The following is a 16,704-nucleotide window of genomic DNA, read 5'->3' on the forward strand; positions in this document are numbered from 1 at the left end:
TTCTGCCAATGAATGTCGCAAAAACGTCGTACCGCCGCTGACGAGCCCTATCTGGTGGTGCGCAGCAGCGCGTCCGATCTCGTGCCCGGCCAGATGATCCGCGAGCATGCGCATGACTGGCACCAGCTGATTCACGCGACCAGCGGCGTGCTGATGATCACGACCGGCGGTGGTTCCTGGGTGGTGCCGCCGAGCTGGGGCGTCTGGGTGCCGGCCGGCATACGCCACGCGATCCGCGCCTCGGGGCACTCTGCCTTCCGTACTGTCTATGTCGCGCCGGGCTGCGTGCCTGATCTGCCCATGGCCTGCACGGCGATCACCGTCTCGCCGCTGCTGCGCGAGCTGATCCTGCGCATCGTCGCGATCGGCATGGCCGACCGGCGCGACACGGTCGAATCGGCGCTGGCCATCCTGCTGCTCGACGAGATGCGCCGCTCGCCCGTGCCGCCCTTCGACCTGCCCGAGCCGCGCTCCGACGCGACCCGCCGCGCGGCGGAATGGCTCTTCTCGGGCGGCGCTGAGGCGAGCATTCCGGAAATAGCGCGTGCCGTCGGCCTCGGCGTTCGCGCGCTGGAACGCCGCTTCGTCGCGGAAACCGGCATGAGCCTCGGTCGCTGGCGCCGCCAGGGCGCGCTGCTCGCGTCGCTCGAACGTCTCGGTGCCGGCGCCAGCGTCAAGCAGGCCGCGGCGGCCGCCGGCTATGCCACCCCCAGCGCCTTCGTCGCCGCCTTCCGGGCTCAGTTCGGCACCACGCCGGCGCGCTATTTCGCGGCGGAGTGATTTATCGCAGCGTGGTCGTCGTGCGGATCGCGGCCACCATGCCCGGAATCCAATGGTCGCCGTCGCGCAGCCTGAAGGTGTTGGTATAGGCCCAGGCACAGCTCTGCACGCCGACCGAGGCATAGGCCGAGGTGATCGTGCCGTAATAGTTGATCCGCTCGCTCACCGGCACGCCGGCCACATCGTTCGCGCCATATTCGCCGACGAACGGCACCCGGCCGGTCCGCGCGATATAGTCGCGCACCGTCTGCAGGTTGCGGTCGATCTCGGCGATATCGGCCGCGCCCCCGAACACGCGCCCGAGCGGCGGGGTCGGCGTCACCCAGGTCGCGCCTTGATGGGTGAAGGCGAACGGATCGTAATAATGGAAGGTCGGCACGACATTCTGATCGGCTGGCATCGGCAGGGTCGCGAGGCTGCCGATGCCGCTCCAGCCCTCGCCGCCGATGATCACCGGCCGGGTCGGGTTGGTCGCGCGGATCTCGGCCAGCGTGGGCGTGATGATCGCCGGCAGCTTGGCGTTGGTCAAATTGGTGTTGGGTTCGTTGATAAGCTCGAACCAGACGGTCGCGGGCGCGGCGGCGAAGGTCGCGGCGATCTGTTTCCATAGCCCCGCGAAGCGCACCGCATTGGCATCGGGTGCGGCCATCAGCTCATCATAATTATGCATGTCGACGATCACGTTCAGCCCGGCGGCGGTCGCCAGGTCGACGACATGGCGAACCCGAGCCATGAACGCCGCATCGATCGTGAAGGGCGCGGCCGTGGCGGCATGGCCCGAAAAGCGTACCGGCAGGCGGATGCTGGTGAAGCCCGCTGCCTTGATGATGGTGAAATCGTCCTCGGCGATCGCCCGGCCCCAATCGCCCTCGTTCGGCGCCTCCAAATGATTGCCCATGTTGACGCATTTGCCGAGCGGCAACGCGATGCCGGCACTCGGAATCGCGGCGGCGGCGGGGGTATAGGATGCGACAGGCGTCGGGGTCGGCGTGGGAGAAGGCGAGGGCGAGGGCGAAGGGGCGGGGGTCGGAGCCGGCGCAGCGGCGGCCGTCGCGGTCGCGCCGCCGCCACACCCGGCCGTGCACAGCGCCAGAACGCCGGCGAATATCAGGCCTCGCTTCATCGCAACCCCTTCCGACACCGCTCGCGATCGGCGATGCTCATTGTTAACGTTGTCAATCTGCACGGCGGCAATGTCTCGCGCAACCCCTGAACATGCTGCTGAAACGGGAATCAGCGCTTGCGCGCGCCCTTGTCGGCGATCCGGTCCCGCTGCCAGACGGTGAAGCGCGCATTGCGGGTCGATCGCATCGCCCGCCGCATCGCCGCCTTGTCGAATCCGCGCGCGTCGCCGATCCGGTCGAACAGCTCATGCTCCGGCACCGCGCCGGCCGGCAGCACGAACAGGATCCGATCCTCGGCGTCCGCCAACAGCCAGCAGGGATCGGTGGCGAAGGGGCCGGTATCCCAGGTCTCGACCATGATCTTGGCGACCTTGCCCAGCATCCGCCGCCCGGACAGATCCTCGATCCGTCGCGGCCGCGCCGAGCCCCTCGCTCGTGCCCGCGCATCACGCAGATGATGGAACAGGTTGTGCAGAGTCATATTGCCCCCTGCTCGCCATGATAAATGCCGCCAAATCCAACGAAAAGCGGGAATCTGGAGGGCTTTGTCTCGAATCTGCGCGGCCGGGACACGCCGTTGCAGCGACCCAGGTGCTTCTTCGCATGACATCCGGCCTTTCCGCGACGCAGCAATTGCGCTATCGGCGCCCGCAACCTTTTCCCTGCAAAATATCGAGTGACCTAATGAGCCTCCGCAACGTGGCGATCATCGCCCATGTCGATCACGGCAAAACCACCCTGGTCGACCAGCTCTTCCGCCAGTCCGGCACCTTCCGCGACAACCAGCGCGTCGAAGAGCGCGCGATGGATTCCAACGATCTCGAAAAAGAGCGTGGCATCACGATTCTCGCGAAGTGCACCTCGGTCGAATGGGACGACCATCACGGTCACAAGACCCGCATCAACATCGTCGACACGCCCGGCCACGCCGATTTCGGCGGCGAGGTGGAGCGGATCCTGTCGATGGTCGATGGCGTGGTCCTTCTGGTCGATGCCGCCGAAGGCGCGATGCCGCAGACCAAGTTCGTCACCGGCAAGGCGCTGGCGCTCGGCCTTCGCCCGATCGTCGTCGTCAACAAGATCGATCGCTCCGACGCCCGCGCGCAGGAAGTGCTCGACGAGGTGTTCGACCTGTTCGTCTCGCTCGACGCCAATGACGACCAGCTCGATTTCCCGGTGATCTTCGCCTCGGGCCGCAACGGCTATGCCGGCGACAATCCCGACGTGCGCGAAGGCACGCTGGCGCCGCTGTTCGAGACGATCGTCAGCCATGTGCCGCCGCCCTCGGCCGATCCGGACGGCCCGTTCAAGTTCCTCGTCACTTTGCTCGATCGCGACAATTTCCTCGGCCGCATTCTGACCGGCCTGGTCTTTTCGGGCTCGGTCAAGACCAACATGGCGATCCACGCGCTCGATCCCGATGGCAAGGTCGTCGAGACCGGTCGCGCCTCCAAGATCATGGCGTTTCGCGGGCTGGAGCGCGTGCCGGTCGACGAGGCCAATGCCGGCGACATCATCTCGATCGCCGGCCTGACGGTCGCGACCGTCGCCAACACCATTGCCGACGTATCGGTCAGCGAGCCGCTCCATGCCCAGCCGATCGATCCGCCGACCCTGTCGATGCGCTTCGCGGTGAACGATTCGCCGATGGCTGGCCGCGAGGGCAGCAAGGTGACGTCGCGCATGATCCGCGATCGCCTGTTGCGCGAGGCCGAATCGAACGTCGCGATCAAGGTCACCGAATCGGCCGACCGCGACAGCTACGAAGTCGCCGGCCGCGGCGAGCTCCAGCTCGGCGTGCTGATCGAAACGATGCGCCGCGAGGGCTTCGAGCTCGGCATCAGCCGCCCGCGCGTGCTGTTCGGCGAGGACGAGAATGGCGGCAAGACCGAGCCGTACGAAATCGTCATCATCGACGTGGACGAGGAATATTCCGGCACGGTCGTCGAGAAGATGAACATCCGCAAGGCGGAGATGACCGACATGCGCCCGTCGGGCGGCGGCAAGATCCGCATCACCTTCTCCGCGCCCTCGCGCGGCATGATCGGCTATCATGGCGAGTTCCTGTCGGACACGCGCGGCACCGGCATCATGAACCGGCTGTTCGAGAAATACGGGCCCCACAAGGGCAAGATCGAGGGCCGCAAGAACGGCGTGCTCATCTCGAACGGCGCGGGCGAGGCCAATGCCTATGCGCTCGGCCCGCTCGAGGAGCGCGGCATCCTGATGGTCGCCCCGCAGGAAGCGCTCTACGAAGGCATGATCGTCGGTGAGAATGCCAAGACGGACGACCTCGAGGTCAATCCGATGAAGGCGAAGCAGCTGACCAACTTCCGCGCATCGGGCGGCAAGGACGACGCGATCCGCCTGACCCCGCCCTGGCGCCTGACGCTCGAGCAGGCGATCGCCTATATCGACGACGACGAACTGGTCGAAGTCACCCCCAAGTCGATCCGCCTGCGCAAGCGCTACCTCGATCCGAACGAGCGCAAAAAGGCCTCGCGCGCCAAGCAGGCAGCGTAAGCTTTACCCCTTCGCCATTCCCGTCAGCACAGCCCATTCGGCGTCGCTGACGGGGCTGACCGACAGCCGCGACTGGCGGAGCATCTCCATCCCCGCCAGCTTCGGCTCGGCCTTCATTGCCGCCAGCGTGACGGGTTTGGCCAGTGCCTCGACCGGCTTGACCGCGACCGATACCCAGCGCGGCTCGTCGCCGTCCTGCTGGGCCGTACGGGTGATCTCCATCACCCCGACCGCCGCCTTTTCCTTGCCTGAGTGATAAAAGAACCCGCGATCGCCCACCGCCATCGCCTTCAGGTGCAGCGCCGCGGCCGGATTGCGCACGCCGGTCCATTCGGTCGCGCCCTCGCGGATCAGGTCGTCCCAGCTATAGCTTTCGGGTTCGGATTTCAGCAGCCAGTACGCCATCATCGCCTCCTTGGGTGAACCCGACTTTACTTTGCCCGACACGCGTTTCAACGTCCGCGGCAGGAGAGGGGAGCCACGACCATGGACTATATGCTGCTGCCGCTGCGCCGCTATGCTGATTTCCGCGACCGCTCGCAGCGCAAGGAATATTGGCTGTTCATCCTGTTCCAGTGGCTGCTCTTCCTGCCGCTCGGCGCGATCTTCATCGTCCTGGGCGGTGACGTGAAGAAGCTCGTCGACCAGCCCTTCACGCTCCAGGGCGGCGCCGGCGACACGGTCCAGATCATCGGCTGGGTGCTGGTCGCTGCCCTGCTCATCCCGCTGCTCGCGGTGCAGGTGCGGCGGCTGCACGATCAGGGCCGGACCGGCTGGTGGATCCTGCTCAGTCTCGTGCCGTTCGGCCAGTTCCCGCTGTTCGCCCTGATGTGCTTCGACGGCACGCCCGGCGCCAACCGCTATGGCCCCGATCCAAAGCGCCGCGATACCGTCCACCGTCAGGACTGGCGTGACGCGCCGGCGGATGCGGCGCGCGTGGTGCAACGCCCGAAGCTCGGCGATTAACCACGCTGAACGCTCGTTAAACAGTGCATTCCGTACAAGTTCAGACCGACTCGGCCATAGCGGTGCAACAAGCTGGACGGCTTCCGCGTTATACCCTCGATGCGGATTCGGGCTTGCTGAGTAGAGGAGGTTGAAATGAACACTCTTGTGAAGAAGGCCGGCCTCGGCGTGGCGCTCGCCGCCACGGCGCTGACCACGGCGCTCCCCGCCGACGCGCAGCGCTATCGCCGCTACCGGCATGATGACGGCACCGGCACCGCGATCGTCGCCGGTATCGCCGGCCTCGCGATCGGCGCCGCCATCGCGTCGAGCAGCCGCGATCGGGACCGTTATTACCGCCAGCGCGGCTATGATCCCTATTATGACGACGGCTATTACCGGAGCCACGGCTATTATCCGAACGACGGCTATTACGCCTATCGCTACCGGCCGAACTATAATCGCTGCTGGGTCGAGCGCCGCTACGACCGCTATTACGGCCGCAGCGTCCGGGTCCGCGTCTGCAACTGATCGCGGACAAGCTCTGAACGAGACGGCGCGGGTTGCTCCCGCGCCGTTTTCGTATCCATGCTCTGGCATCGCGCGCGATTTTGCGTCATGAGCCCGCCCCATGACCGATACACCGCCAGACCGCCTGTCCTCCAACCCGCGCAGCCCCTTCTTCGACGAGGAGAAGCTGTCCCGCGGGATCGGCATCCGCTTCAAGGGCGCCGAACGCCGCGACGTGGAGGAATATTCGATTTCCGAAGGCTGGATCCGCGTCGCCCTCGGCAAGAAGGTCGATCGTCACGGCCAGCCGCTGACCCTGAAGCTCAGCGGCCCGGTCGAGGCCTGGTTCGAGAACCCGCCGGCCGGCGCCGGGGACGAACCGGAGGCGTAACCTCCGCCTGGTTCCAGTCGAACGCCGCCTGCGCCGCCGCGGTCAGCGCCGCCATCGCGGTGCGATAGGGGTTCGGCCCATGGCTGATGCGCGAGACGCCGACGCCCGCGACCTCGCGTGAGCCGGGTGCGCCCGGAAATGCCATGAAATTGATCGGCAGCGCCACCTCGCGGCAGATCCTGCCCAACAGGGTCAGGTCGACCAGCCCGGGCACGAAGAAGCCGCTGGCGCCCGCCGCCGCATAGGCACGACCGCGCTCGATCGCTGCATCCACCTTCGCCATATCATGCGTCTCGGGGCCGTTCTGCAGGAAGATATCGGTGCGGGCGTTGATGAAGAAGGGCACCCCCGTGGCGCTCCGCATCGCCGCGATCCGCGCGGCCTGGACCTCGATCGGGTGCAGGCCTTCGCCGCCCACCACCTGATCCTCGAAATTGCATCCGATCGCCCCGGTCGCGGCCAGCCGCTTCGAATTGGCGGCGATGTCCCTGGGCTCGACGGCATAGCCGCCCTCGAAATCGATCGATACCGGCAGGTCCACCGCGCCCGCGATCCGCGTCGCGCCAGCCAGCGCGACCTCCAGCGGCAGCCCTTCGCCATCGCCATAGGCCTGTGCCGCGGCGACCGACCAGCTCCCGGTCGCGATCGCCTTGGCGCCGGCGCTCGCCACTGCCCGCGCGCTGCCGGCATCCCACGCATTGTAGAGGATCACCGGATTGCCGGCCACGTGCAACGCCGCGAAAGCCCTGAATTTTTCCTGCATCTCCAGCCTCGACCCGATATTGTTTTACCCTATCTGCGACCGAGCAGCCGCCCGGTCAATCGGCTGAGGCGGCTCGGCTCCACCAATGGATGGGCCCGGTCATAGTGATCGAACACCGCCGGGTTTCGCGCGCCCCATATCTCCATCCTGCCCCAGCCGCGGCGTGTGTGCGGCGTGGCCCGATTGAATCTCAGGCGCGCATGGGGGAAGCCGCACGAGGCGAGCATCTGGCGAACCACATTCTCGCCCGTGGGAAGCCAGGCAAGCCCGTCGACGCCCGACATCGCTTCGGTCGGGCTCTCCTGGTTCAGGATCAGGGCGTCGCGCCCGCCGGGCATGGTGGCGGTGTTGACGATGATCAGCTCCTTGGTCAGGTCAGCAGCGATCTTCAGCCCGGCGACCGGATCGGGCAGGTGATAGAGGATGCCGCTGAACAGCGTCACGTCAAAGGGCTTCAAGCCCAGGTCCGGCACCTCGGCCAGCCCGCAAACGCCGGCGTCGATGTCCTCGCTCGGCAAATGCTCGGCCAGGAAGTGCGCCTGGCGGATCCAGTGTTCGCGCACGTCGAAGCCGAAGCAGCGCCCGGCCCCGAGCTGCCGCGCCGCGAACAGATAACCGCCCGCATTGCACGCACAGTCGAGAAAGGAACGGCTCTTCAACCCCTCGGGGAACAGATCGGCGACCGTCCGCTCTAACTTGGGGAAGGGATCGATGACACTCGGCGTGCCGAGCACCGGGTCCGGTTCGGGGCGCCAGGCCGGGTCCCCGGTGCGGACCCCCGGCGCAATTTCCACATCATGGTGCCAGGGCCCAAGGCGCCGGATCTCGGCCCCAAGCTCGTCCGTCGTCATGCCTAGCCCCCGCTTGCACCGCGCCCGAGGCGCGATGTCGCGCCTTAATGCACGAAGCGGGCGACCACGTCACGATAGGAACGCGACACCTTCACCTGAGCGCCCGATCCCAGCACCAGGAAGCATTCGCCATTGGTGTGCGGCTTCACTTCCTTGACCAGGTCGAGATTGACGATGGTCGAGCGGTGCACGCGCTGGAACCGCCGCGGGTCGAGGCGTTTCTCCAGATCCTTCATCGTCTCGCGCAGGATCAGCGTGTTGTCGCCGGTATAGATGCACATGTAATCGCCGGCCGCGTCGATCCGCTCGATCGTGTCGACATCGACCCGGAAGATCTGCCCGCGGTCCTTGATGTTGATCAGCTTCTCGAAGCGGTTGGCCGACACCTGATCGCCGCCATCGGTCAGGTTCTCGACCGAATCGGGCGCCACCTCGGCCAGCACTTCCTTCAGCCGGTCAACTTCCTCGATGCCGCGCTTCTCGGCCAGGCGCAGCCGCACCCGATCGAGCGTGTCGGCCAGGCGCGATTCCTCGACGGGCTTCATCAGATAATCGATCGCCTGCGCCTCGAACGCCTTCAGCGCATGGTCGGAATAGGCGGTGACGAACACGAACAGCGGCGGTTCGACCTCCATCAGGCCCTGGACGACCGAGAAGCCGTCGAAACCGGGCATCTGGATGTCGAGGAAGACGAGGTCGGGTTTGTGCGTCTTGATGGCGCGGATCGCCTCGCGTCCATTCTGGCATTTGTCGATGATCTCGACGTCTTCGTGCGCGGCAAGGCGAAGCTCGAGCCCCTGGATCGCCAGCGGTTCGTCGTCCACCAATATCGTACGGATCGTCATGCTACCTCTCTAACCGGTTCCTCGAGCTGGAACGGAATCTCTATCTCGACCCCGAAGCCGCCCCCGGGGATGGAGCGCGTCTCGAAGCGGTGGTCGGGCCCATAAGCCTGAACGAGCCGCTCCCTTATATTGGCGAGCCCAACCCCGGTTGAAAGGCTTGGACGTGCTTTCATTTCATTCAAGCCCGGGCCGGTGTCGGATACGGCGATCTGCACCCGATCCCCGCTGAGCCGCGCCGTGACCGCGATTTCGGCGCCTTCTTCCTTGGGCGTGACGGCATATTTGATCGCATTCTCGACCAGGGGTTGCAGCAGCAAAGAGGGTAAACGCGCCCTGGCGACGCGGGGATCCACCTCGAAATTCGGGCGCAGCCGGTCCTCGAAGCGCATTTTCTCGATCTCGAGATAGAGTTTCAGCGTCTCGACCTCCTGCGCGATCGTCACATGCGCGGTCGGCTCGTTGGCCAGCGTATAGCGCAGGAAGGAGGACAGCCGGCTCAGCATCGCATTGGCCCGCTCGGTCTGCTTGAGCAGCACCAGGGTCGAGATCGAATTGAGCGTGTTGAACAGGAAATGCGGGTTGAGCTGATAGCGCAGCATCGCGAGCTGCGCCGAACTCGCCTGGTTGCCCAGCGCTTCGAGCTGGTCGATCTGCTCCTCGACGATCAGGTAGAAATTGATCCCGAAATAGAGCGCGGACCAGCCCGCCAGCACGGTGAAGTTCAGGAACACGGTGCCCAGCACCAGGCTGAAATTCAGGCCCGGATTGGCCATCTTGATGAACGAGAAGGAAAAGGCGTCGAGCACCGCATAGAGCACGGTCGCCGCGCCCAGGGTCAGGATCGTCAGGATCACCGCCGCGATGCGCGGCTGGCTGCGGTAATAATGATAGAGCGTGGAGAGCAGCAGGGTGATGCAATAGCCCACGATCGATTCGACCACGACGAGCAGGGTCGCGGTCAGATCGAGTCCGTTGGAGATGCTGGAGACGCTGCGCAGGATCAGATAGCCGGTCCAGCCCGCCGCCTGGAGCCGCCAGAAGGCACGGCTCTTGTCCTCGAAAAAGGGCCGCGAGAAGATCGCGGGCTTGGTGAACAGCGGCATGGGCGGGGGTCTTAACCCGACTGGGACCGATGCGCAAAGTGCGGTAGGGTGGAACAGAGCGAAGCGTTCCAGCTCCCTCTCCCCTTGTGGGAGAGGGAAGGGGCCCATCGCGGAGCGATGGGAAGGGTGAGGGGGACACGCGTGAGCGTTCCGAACCTCACTCCCCCTCATCCTTCCGTCGCTTCGCTCCTCCCTCCTTCTCCCACAAGGGGAGAAGGAATGATTGCCAACGGGATGTAAAAGCCCGGCTGAAGTGAGGAGAGACACGCCATGACCGAGCATCAGGATCGCGCGCAATTCACCGCGATGACCGAGGGCACCCAGCAGGACTGGACCATCATCGGCACGCATTTCCGCGATTTCGCGAAGGAACTCCCCGCCCGCGTGCTCACCCATCTCAAGCTGCTGGAGGGCGATTTCGGCGGCTTCCCGGTCGATCGGCTCGAACATTCGCTCCAGACCGCGACCCGCGCCCACCGCGACGGCCGGGACGAGGCCTATGTCGTGATGGCGCTGCTCCACGACATCGGCGACACGCTCGGCACCTTCAACCATCCGGAGATCGGGGCGGCGATGCTCCGTCCCTTCGTGTCGGAGGAGGTGCACTGGATCGCCAACACCCACGGCGTGTTCCAGGGCTATTATTTCTTCCACTATCTCGGGATGGACCGGGACCTGCGCGAGAATTACCGCGGCCACGCCCATTTCGAGGCCTGCGCCGAATTCTGCGAGAAATACGATCAGTCGGCGTTCGACCCGGCCTATGAAAGCGCACCGCTCAGCTTCTTCGAGCCGATGGTCGGCCGGGTGTTCTCGCGGCCGATCAACTCGGTGTATGCGAAGGCGGCGGAGGCGGCCTGATCATGTAGGCGGTTGGCCCGTCTCATATTCGACAGGCTCAAACGAAAACCGCCGCCCCCTTGCGGGGACGGCGGCCTCGTTCGTCCGGTGCTTGTCGCTTAGAAGCTGAAACGCGCACCCACGCGGATCGAGTAGAGCGACTGACGTGGATAGATCGTGTCAGCCGGTGCCACGAATGTCGCAACGCCATTCACCGTCGTCGTCGTAGCGGGCGTGTACCGATACTGGGCGCACGCCTGGTTCGAGTTCGTAACCGCCACACCGCCCGCGGTCAGGCACGACACACGGACCGGCGCGACGTTGTACGGGAACGCATATTCCCTGATCTGACCCCAGTTCTTGTTGATCAGGTTGGTGAAGTTATCGATGTCCGCGAAAAGCGTGATCCGCGACTTGCCCACGAAGGTCGGTAGTTCCTGCGCCAGATGGAGATCGAGGCGCGTGAACCATGCCGAGGTGAACGCGTTACGTGGGGCAACCTGGCCCGCATATTTGTTCAGACCCACCGACGCGAAGTAGTTGAGGATTGCCGCCTTGTCGGTGTCGTTCGCGTAGGAAACCAGCGGATCGCTCGCGCCGGTCGGCACATAGAGCAGGTAGCGCGCACCTGTTCCGATCGTGCCGAACACCGTGCTGCGCGATCCCGAATCCAGGAACGTGAAGCTGTATGGATGGCCGATACGCGTCTCGCCGAACAGGGCGATCGTGGTCTTGTAGTCCTTGTAGAAGGCATGGTCGAAGGTGAGGTTGTACTTGATGTTGTACTTCACCTGGTCGTTCGCCGTGCCGTACTGCACGACGTTCGGATCGTAGAACGCGCCGTTGGAGTAGTTCGACGACGCCGTCGAGGAGGTGGCGGGCGCCTGATCCTTGACGTCCTGATAGGTGAAGCTCGCGCCCGCGCTCAGGCCGAAATCCCAGTCGACATCGGCCCGCAGGACGCCCACATAGCTGCGGCCCTTGGTGGTGTTGGTGAGATAGATATCGGAGTTGGTGTCGGCGAAGCTGGTCACCGGCGAGTAGCGCGCGCGGCCGTCCGGCGTCAGCAGGCCATTCGCCTTCACGCGAAGATCGGTGAACAACACCTGCTGGCGAACCTTCGAGTAGAAAAGGTCAGCGCCAAGGTTCCAGCGGCCGAGCCCGCCCAGATCCAGGCGATAATCGGTCGACAGGGTTGCCCGCCACTGGTTGGGCAGCTTGAAGTTGTGATCGAGGGCGTTGGTGGACGACGTCGCGACGACGGTGCCGCTGTTCAGGAGGGTATTTGCCGCTGGGTTGATCGTGGCCCCGTTCACGCCGTTCAGGATTGCCGCACCCTGGACCGGGTTCGCGCCGATATAGGCGTTGGGGTTGCTGGTCGCGCGGACGTCGATCGAGTTGGTCAGGATGCCCGTGTTCGAGAAGCTGTTCGAGATATACACATCCGGTGAGCCGCCGGCGAAGATGCCGAGGCCACCGCGGACGCTCAGGTTCTGGATCGGCTTATAGTCGAACCCGATACGCGGCTGGAAAACACCCCGGCCACCGATATAGGCATCGTTCGTGAAGCCATAGCGATTGTAGAAGTTGGGGTTCAGCGCAGCGCGGCTGTTGCCGCCATACAGGTCGTACCGCGCGCCGTAGGAGAGGTTGAACGTGTCGCTGACGCGCCACGAATCCTGGATGCCAAAGGCATAGGACTGGTAGCTGAAATTTGCTGCGGAATCGTCGGGATTGAGCGACGGCACCGTGTTCCCATAGCGCAGGCGCTGTGCGTTGCCGGCCGCGAAGTCCGCGAGCGAGTCGAAATAATAGTCGCCGGCGCTCCGCTGCAGGAAGGCGTTGAAAATGCTGGTCGTGGAATAGTCGACGAACACCTTCAGGTCATGATTGTTGCGATGCAGGCGGGCCTGCAGCGAGCCACCATAGGTCTTGCTGGTCAGCGCATTGGTTTGACGCGAGATGTCCGGACCGATGGAAACCTGCGGGTTGCCCGATGCGCAGGCGATTGCATTCGCATCGCTGGTGGCCCGGTCCGAGGTCGGCGCGGTACAAATCTGGAACTGCGCGAAGCCGCGACCCAGGATCGGATCCTGACCGCGCTTATAATCCTTGATGAACGCACGGGCTTCGGTCGAGAACTCCTCCGACCAGTCGGAGTTCAACTGGAAGACGCCGGTATGAAGACGGTTCGACGAGATATAGCCGTTCGATTCGAGGCCCAGGCCGGGAGGGGGCGTGGTGAAGGCGTTCTGGTTGAACTGGATCGAATCCTTCGTGTAGCTGTAGGTCAGCGAGGCGCGTTGCGTATCCGAGATGTTCGCGTCGAGCTTGGCGACCACGCGGTCGTCGCTGTCCTTCGAATTGTTCAGGACGCCGCCCGCGTCGTAATTATATTTCGACTTGGCGACCGCAACGATCTGGTCGACTACTGCCTGGGTCAGGCCGGGGATGGCCGTGCCGGCGTTGTTGTCGATGGGACCTTCAGGGATCGGCGTTCCGGCGCGGATGCGCTCGCCAGCGACCATGAAGAACAGCCGGTCCTTGATGATCGGGCCCGACAGCTCGACGCCGTAATCCTCGCTCTTGAACTTCGGCAACGTGACCACGCCGGTGGGCACGCCCGGGCCGGCCTTGGTCTTCTTGCCGGTCAGGCCGTCGCCGGTGACGCTGTAGAAGCCTGTGCCCTGGAAATCATTGCCACCCGAACGCAGCACGATGTTGATCGCGCCGCCCTGGAAATTGCCTTCGCGCACGTCGTACGGCGCGACCTTGGTCTGGAACTGGCCGATCGCGTCGAGCGGGATCGGCGAACGGCGGCTGGGGAGGCCGTCGGGGTTCAAGCCGAAATTGTCGGTGATCGGCACGCCGTCGACGGAGAATTTGTTGAAGCGGGCATTCTGGCCAGCGAAAGAAACCGCACGACCGCCGCCTGGGGTGTCGTCGAGGCGGGCGAAGGGATCGCGCCGCGCAAGGTCGCGAATGTCGCGGTTCGTGGTCGCGATGTTCGCAATATCCTTGGAGGTAAGGACGGTAGCGGGGCCCTGCGAAACCGAGCCCGCGCGGGCGATCGACTGTGCCGTCACAACGATATCGGGACCGGAGGCCGCCACGTCGATCGGCAGATCATAGGCCTGACCGATCTCGGTGGAGACGTCGGTTACTTCCGTGTTGCCCAACGCGCTCGTGACCGAAACCGTATAGGGTCCGCCAACGCGAAGGCCCGTGATATTGAAGGAGCCGCTTCCATCCGTCGTGGCGGTGGAGCGCGAGCCCGACGGCACGTGCAGAACGACGACTTGGGCGCCGGCAACCGGTGCGCCGTTCGACGTCACCGTGCCGCGGATAGCCGACGTCGTTTCCTGCGCGCTTGCGGCAGCCGGAATGACAAGGGCGGCAACGGCGACGCCCAGAAATAGATTGTTTCGCATGATTTTCCCCTTTTAGGCGTCAGTCGCAAGATGCTCGGCGCTTTCGCCGTCGCTGGCCCCATGCGACTCGAACGTTTCGGATAAATGACAGGGGGGATTCTTCAAGTGGGGCGCAGCATTCGGCCATGCTGCGTTGCAAAAAAGCATCACTTCGCGGCGGCGACGATCTCCGCCCATGCTGCCTCGTCGATCACCCTAACCCCGTGTTCTGCCGCCTTTTTCAGTTTCGACCCCGCACCGGGCCCGGCGATGACAAGATCCGTTTTGGCTGAGACTGATCCCGATACCCGGGCGCCCAGCGCCTCGGCCTGGGCCTTGGCTTCGTCGCGGCTCACCGTCTCCAGCGATCCGGTGAAAACCAGCGTCATGCCGCTCACTTCTGACTCGCGGATAGTGGAGACATAGGCGGCGGGACTGACCTCGCTCAGCAGGTCGGCCCAGGCCTCGCGATTATGCTCCTCGGCGAAGAAGTCGACCAGCGCCTCGGCCACCACAGGCCCGATTCCCTCGACCGCGGTCAGCTCGGCGCGTGCCTCTTCGTCGCTTGCCGCGCGAGTCGCGACGTCGGCGACCCGCTCGACCGTGCCGAACGCCTTGACCAGGTCGCGCGCGGTGACGCTGCCGACATGGCGGATGCCCAGCCCGAACAGGAAGCGCGCCGGGTCAGGGCTTCGCTTCGCCTCGATCGCCGCCAGCAGATTGTCGACCGAGGTCTCCGCCCAGCGCTCGCGCCCGATCAGCTCCTCGCGCTTGCCCTTCAGGCGGAAGATGTCGGCGGGCGAATGAAGCAGGCCGTCATGGAAGAAGGAGTCGATGCTGGTCGCGCCCAGGCCCTCGATGTCGAGCGCGCCCCGGCTCGCGAAATGGCGCAGCCGCTCGACTCGCTGTGCAGGGCAGATCAGCCCGCCGGTGCAGCGCACATCGACCTCGCCTTCCTCGCGCACCGCGTCGGACTGGCATTCGGGGCAGTGCGTCGGGAAGGGCCAGCTACCGCGGCTCTCGTCGCGCGACAGATTCTCGACGATCTGCGGAATCACGTCGCCGGCCCGCTGCAGCACCACCCGGTCGCCCGGCCAGACGTTCAGCCGCGCGATCTCATGTTCGTTGTGCAGCGTCGCATTGGTGACGACCACGCCGCCCACCGTCACCGGCGTCAGTCGCGCCACCGGGGTCAGCTTGCCGGTGCGGCCGACCTGGATGTCGATCCGCTCGAGCGTCGTCTGCGCACGCTCGGCCGGGAATTTGTGCGCCAATGCCCAGCGCGGCGCCCTGGCCACCGAGCCCAGCCGCGCCTGCCAGTCGAGCCGGTCGACCTTGTAGACCACGCCGTCGATGTCGAACGGCAGGTCGGCCCGCGCCGTCTCGATCGCCCGGTAGTGCGCCAGCGCTTCGGTGATGCCCTCGACCCGGACGAACATGTCGCTGACCGGCAGGCCCCAGGCGGCGATCGTGCGGATCACGTCATATTGCGTGTCGCCCGGTACCGCGGACACTTCGCCCCAGCCATGGGCAAGGAAGCGCAGCGGGCGGCTCGCGGTGACGGTCGCGTCCTTCTGGCGCAGCGATCCCGCCGCGGCATTGCGCGGGTTGGCGAACTGACGCGCCTTGCTGACGTCCCCGGCCGCCTCGGCTTCGGCGAGCAGACGGGCGTTGAGTGCGGTGAAATCCGCCTTGGCCATGTAGACTTCGCCGCGGATCTCGAAAATCTGGGGAATACTATCCTCTCCGTTCGCTTCGAGCGAAGTCGAGAAGCCTTGCGTGCCCTCGCCGTTTCTCGACTGCGCTCGAAACGAACGGAGTTGTTGAGGAACGTCGCCGATGGTGCGCACATTGGCGGTCACGTCCTCGCCGACCTGGCCATCGCCGCGGGTCAGCGCCTGTACGAGCTTGCCGCGCTCATAGCGCAGCGAGCAGGACAGGCCGTCGATCTTGGGTTCGGCGGTCAGCGCGACGGGCACATCCTCCGCCAGGCTCAGGAACCGCCGCACACGCGCGACGAACTCGGTCGCGTCCTCATCGGCAAAGCCATTGTCCAGGCTCATCATCGGCCGCGCATGCGCCACCTTGGCGAGGTGGCTGGCGGGCGCCGCGCCGACCTGGGCGTTGGGCGAATCGGTGCGGATCAGGCTGGGAAAAGCTGCCTCGATCGCATTGTTGCGCCGGATCAGCGCGTCATAATCGGCGTCCGAAATCTCCGGCGCATCGTCGGTATGATAGAGCTTGTTGTGATGGGCGATCTCGCCGGCGAGCCGCTCCAGTTCGGTGGCGGCTTCCTCGTCGCTCTCGGGGAGCGGGGTGGACAGGGTCGTGCTCATGACGAACCGCTAGCGCATCAAACGTGAAATCGGAACCACCACAACCGTTCGTGCCGAGTAGAGATCGAGTAGGCGCAGCCGTATCGAGAGTTCGTATCGAGGTACAGGTGGAGCGCGGTACGCTTGTCCCTCGATACGCCATCTCGACAAGCTCGATGGCACTCGGGACGAACGGATCGGGTTTACGCACGATGATCGCGCCAGGGCGGCATGTCGATTCAACGATCCGCATCGGCATGGCAGCAACGCGCGGCCGAAGCGCCGATCACGTTCCGGCCTGCTG

At 65.0% G+C, this 16,704-nt stretch carries 15 protein-coding genes; 6 read left to right on the forward strand and 9 right to left on the reverse strand.

Annotated features, from left to right (window positions below; all coding sequences use genetic code 11):
* Window positions 1-12 precede the first annotated feature (12 nt).
* Window positions 13-780, forward strand: coding sequence for an AraC family transcriptional regulator (locus AC1RT8_RS12135; RefSeq protein ID WP_493075905.1), 768 nt, complete (start codon window positions 13-15; stop codon window positions 778-780).
* Window position 781: 1 nt separating this feature from the next.
* Here AC1RT8_RS12135 and AC1RT8_RS12140 read toward each other — a convergent pair whose 3' ends face one another.
* Complete coding sequence (locus AC1RT8_RS12140) at window positions 782-1,903, reverse strand: glycoside hydrolase family 5 protein (RefSeq protein WP_493075906.1); 1,122 nt, start codon at window positions 1,901-1,903, stop codon at window positions 782-784.
* Window positions 1,904-2,013: 110 nt separating this feature from the next.
* Window positions 2,014-2,385, reverse strand: a complete 372-nt coding sequence (locus AC1RT8_RS12145) for a hypothetical protein (RefSeq protein WP_493075907.1) — start codon at window positions 2,383-2,385, stop codon at window positions 2,014-2,016.
* 203 nt (window positions 2,386-2,588) lie between these two features.
* Between AC1RT8_RS12145 and typA the strand changes: the two genes are divergently transcribed.
* Window positions 2,589-4,427 carry a translational GTPase TypA gene (gene typA, locus AC1RT8_RS12150; protein ID WP_493075908.1) on the forward strand — a complete coding sequence of 613 codons (1,839 nt, stop codon included), beginning with the start codon at window positions 2,589-2,591 and terminating at the stop codon, window positions 4,425-4,427.
* Between the two features lie 3 nt (window positions 4,428-4,430).
* On the opposite strand, the gene AC1RT8_RS12155 is transcribed toward typA, so the two are convergent.
* Entirely contained in the window at window positions 4,431-4,832 is a 402-nt protein-coding gene (locus AC1RT8_RS12155; protein ID WP_493075909.1) for an EVE domain-containing protein, read from the reverse strand.
* Window positions 4,833-4,913: 81 nt separating this feature from the next.
* Here AC1RT8_RS12155 and AC1RT8_RS12160 point away from each other — a divergent pair, with 81 nt between their 5' ends.
* The 3 genes from AC1RT8_RS12160 (at window position 4,914) to AC1RT8_RS12170 (ending at window position 6,273) form a co-directional block, all read left to right on the forward strand.
* On the forward strand, window positions 4,914-5,393 hold the full coding sequence (locus tag AC1RT8_RS12160) for a DUF805 domain-containing protein (RefSeq protein ID WP_493075910.1): 480 nt from the start codon (window positions 4,914-4,916) through the stop codon (window positions 5,391-5,393).
* Window positions 5,394-5,528: 135 nt separating this feature from the next.
* Window positions 5,529-5,903 carry a hypothetical protein gene (locus AC1RT8_RS12165; RefSeq protein ID WP_372856917.1) on the forward strand — a complete coding sequence of 125 codons (375 nt, stop codon included), beginning with the start codon at window positions 5,529-5,531 and terminating at the stop codon, window positions 5,901-5,903.
* 100 nt (window positions 5,904-6,003) lie between these two features.
* Window positions 6,004-6,273, forward strand: a complete 270-nt coding sequence (locus AC1RT8_RS12170) for a DUF3297 family protein (RefSeq protein WP_493075911.1) — start codon at window positions 6,004-6,006, stop codon at window positions 6,271-6,273.
* On the opposite strand, the gene AC1RT8_RS12175 is transcribed toward AC1RT8_RS12170, so the two are convergent.
* The 4 genes from AC1RT8_RS12175 to AC1RT8_RS12190 are packed head-to-tail and all read right to left on the reverse strand — an operon-like array spanning window position 6,206 to window position 9,835.
* Complete coding sequence (locus tag AC1RT8_RS12175) at window positions 6,206-7,036, reverse strand: isocitrate lyase/PEP mutase family protein (protein ID WP_493075912.1); 831 nt, start codon at window positions 7,034-7,036, stop codon at window positions 6,206-6,208. The genes AC1RT8_RS12170 and AC1RT8_RS12175 overlap by 68 nt on opposite strands.
* A 29-nt stretch (window positions 7,037-7,065) precedes the next feature.
* A complete protein-coding gene (locus AC1RT8_RS12180) occupies window positions 7,066-7,887 on the reverse strand; it encodes a class I SAM-dependent methyltransferase (protein ID WP_493075914.1) in 822 nt (273 codons plus the stop codon).
* A 44-nt stretch (window positions 7,888-7,931) separates the two neighbouring features.
* Complete coding sequence (locus AC1RT8_RS12185; RefSeq protein WP_493075915.1) at window positions 7,932-8,732, reverse strand: LytR/AlgR family response regulator transcription factor; 801 nt, start codon at window positions 8,730-8,732, stop codon at window positions 7,932-7,934.
* A complete protein-coding gene (locus AC1RT8_RS12190; protein WP_493075916.1) occupies window positions 8,729-9,835 on the reverse strand; it encodes a sensor histidine kinase in 1,107 nt (368 codons plus the stop codon). Before AC1RT8_RS12190 ends, AC1RT8_RS12185 begins: the two co-directional genes overlap by 4 nt.
* A gap of 270 nt (window positions 9,836-10,105) precedes the next feature.
* On the opposite strand from AC1RT8_RS12190, the gene AC1RT8_RS12195 reads away from it, so the two are divergent.
* Window positions 10,106-10,696: an HD domain-containing protein gene (locus tag AC1RT8_RS12195; protein WP_493075917.1), complete on the forward strand. Its 591-nt coding sequence runs from the start codon at window positions 10,106-10,108 to the stop codon at window positions 10,694-10,696.
* A 98-nt stretch (window positions 10,697-10,794) separates the two neighbouring features.
* Here the strand turns inward: AC1RT8_RS12195 and AC1RT8_RS12200 are convergent, their stop codons facing one another.
* Window positions 10,795-14,106 (reverse strand): TonB-dependent receptor, encoded by a 3,312-nt coding sequence (locus tag AC1RT8_RS12200; RefSeq protein WP_493075918.1) that lies wholly within the window; start codon window positions 14,104-14,106, stop codon window positions 10,795-10,797.
* Window positions 14,107-14,252: 146 nt separating this feature from the next.
* Window positions 14,253-16,421, reverse strand: coding sequence for an NAD-dependent DNA ligase LigA (gene ligA / locus AC1RT8_RS12205; protein WP_493075919.1), 2,169 nt, complete (start codon window positions 16,419-16,421; stop codon window positions 14,253-14,255).
* Between the last annotated feature and the right edge of the window lie 283 nt (window positions 16,422-16,704).

This window comes from Sphingomonas sp. GW821-FHT10F11 (assembly GCF_058809095.1).

Coding starts and splice junctions, on each gene's coding strand:
- AC1RT8_RS12140 (WP_493075906.1), bottom strand. CDS start 1,903: ATGAAGCGAGGCCTGATATTCGCCGGCGTTCTGGCGCTGTGCACGGCC.
- ligA (WP_493075919.1), bottom strand. CDS start 16,421: ATGAGCACGACCCTGTCCACCCCGCTCCCCGAGAGCGACGAGGAAGCC.
- AC1RT8_RS12160 (WP_493075910.1), top strand. CDS start 4,914: ATGGACTATATGCTGCTGCCGCTGCGCCGCTATGCTGATTTCCGCGAC.
- AC1RT8_RS12195 (WP_493075917.1), top strand. CDS start 10,106: ATGACCGAGCATCAGGATCGCGCGCAATTCACCGCGATGACCGAGGGC.
- AC1RT8_RS12190 (WP_493075916.1), bottom strand. CDS start 9,835: ATGCCGCTGTTCACCAAGCCCGCGATCTTCTCGCGGCCCTTTTTCGAG.
- AC1RT8_RS12165 (WP_372856917.1), top strand. CDS start 5,529: ATGAACACTCTTGTGAAGAAGGCCGGCCTCGGCGTGGCGCTCGCCGCC.
- AC1RT8_RS12185 (WP_493075915.1), bottom strand. CDS start 8,732: ATGACGATCCGTACGATATTGGTGGACGACGAACCGCTGGCGATCCAG.
- AC1RT8_RS12170 (WP_493075911.1), top strand. CDS start 6,004: ATGACCGATACACCGCCAGACCGCCTGTCCTCCAACCCGCGCAGCCCC.
- AC1RT8_RS12145 (WP_493075907.1), bottom strand. CDS start 2,385: ATGACTCTGCACAACCTGTTCCATCATCTGCGTGATGCGCGGGCACGA.
- AC1RT8_RS12175 (WP_493075912.1), bottom strand. CDS start 7,036: ATGCAGGAAAAATTCAGGGCTTTCGCGGCGTTGCACGTGGCCGGCAAT.
- typA (WP_493075908.1), top strand. CDS start 2,589: ATGAGCCTCCGCAACGTGGCGATCATCGCCCATGTCGATCACGGCAAA.
- AC1RT8_RS12180 (WP_493075914.1), bottom strand. CDS start 7,887: ATGACGACGGACGAGCTTGGGGCCGAGATCCGGCGCCTTGGGCCCTGG.
- AC1RT8_RS12200 (WP_493075918.1), bottom strand. CDS start 14,106: ATGCGAAACAATCTATTTCTGGGCGTCGCCGTTGCCGCCCTTGTCATT.
- AC1RT8_RS12135 (WP_493075905.1), top strand. CDS start 13: ATGTCGCAAAAACGTCGTACCGCCGCTGACGAGCCCTATCTGGTGGTG.
- AC1RT8_RS12155 (WP_493075909.1), bottom strand. CDS start 4,832: ATGGCGTACTGGCTGCTGAAATCCGAACCCGAAAGCTATAGCTGGGAC.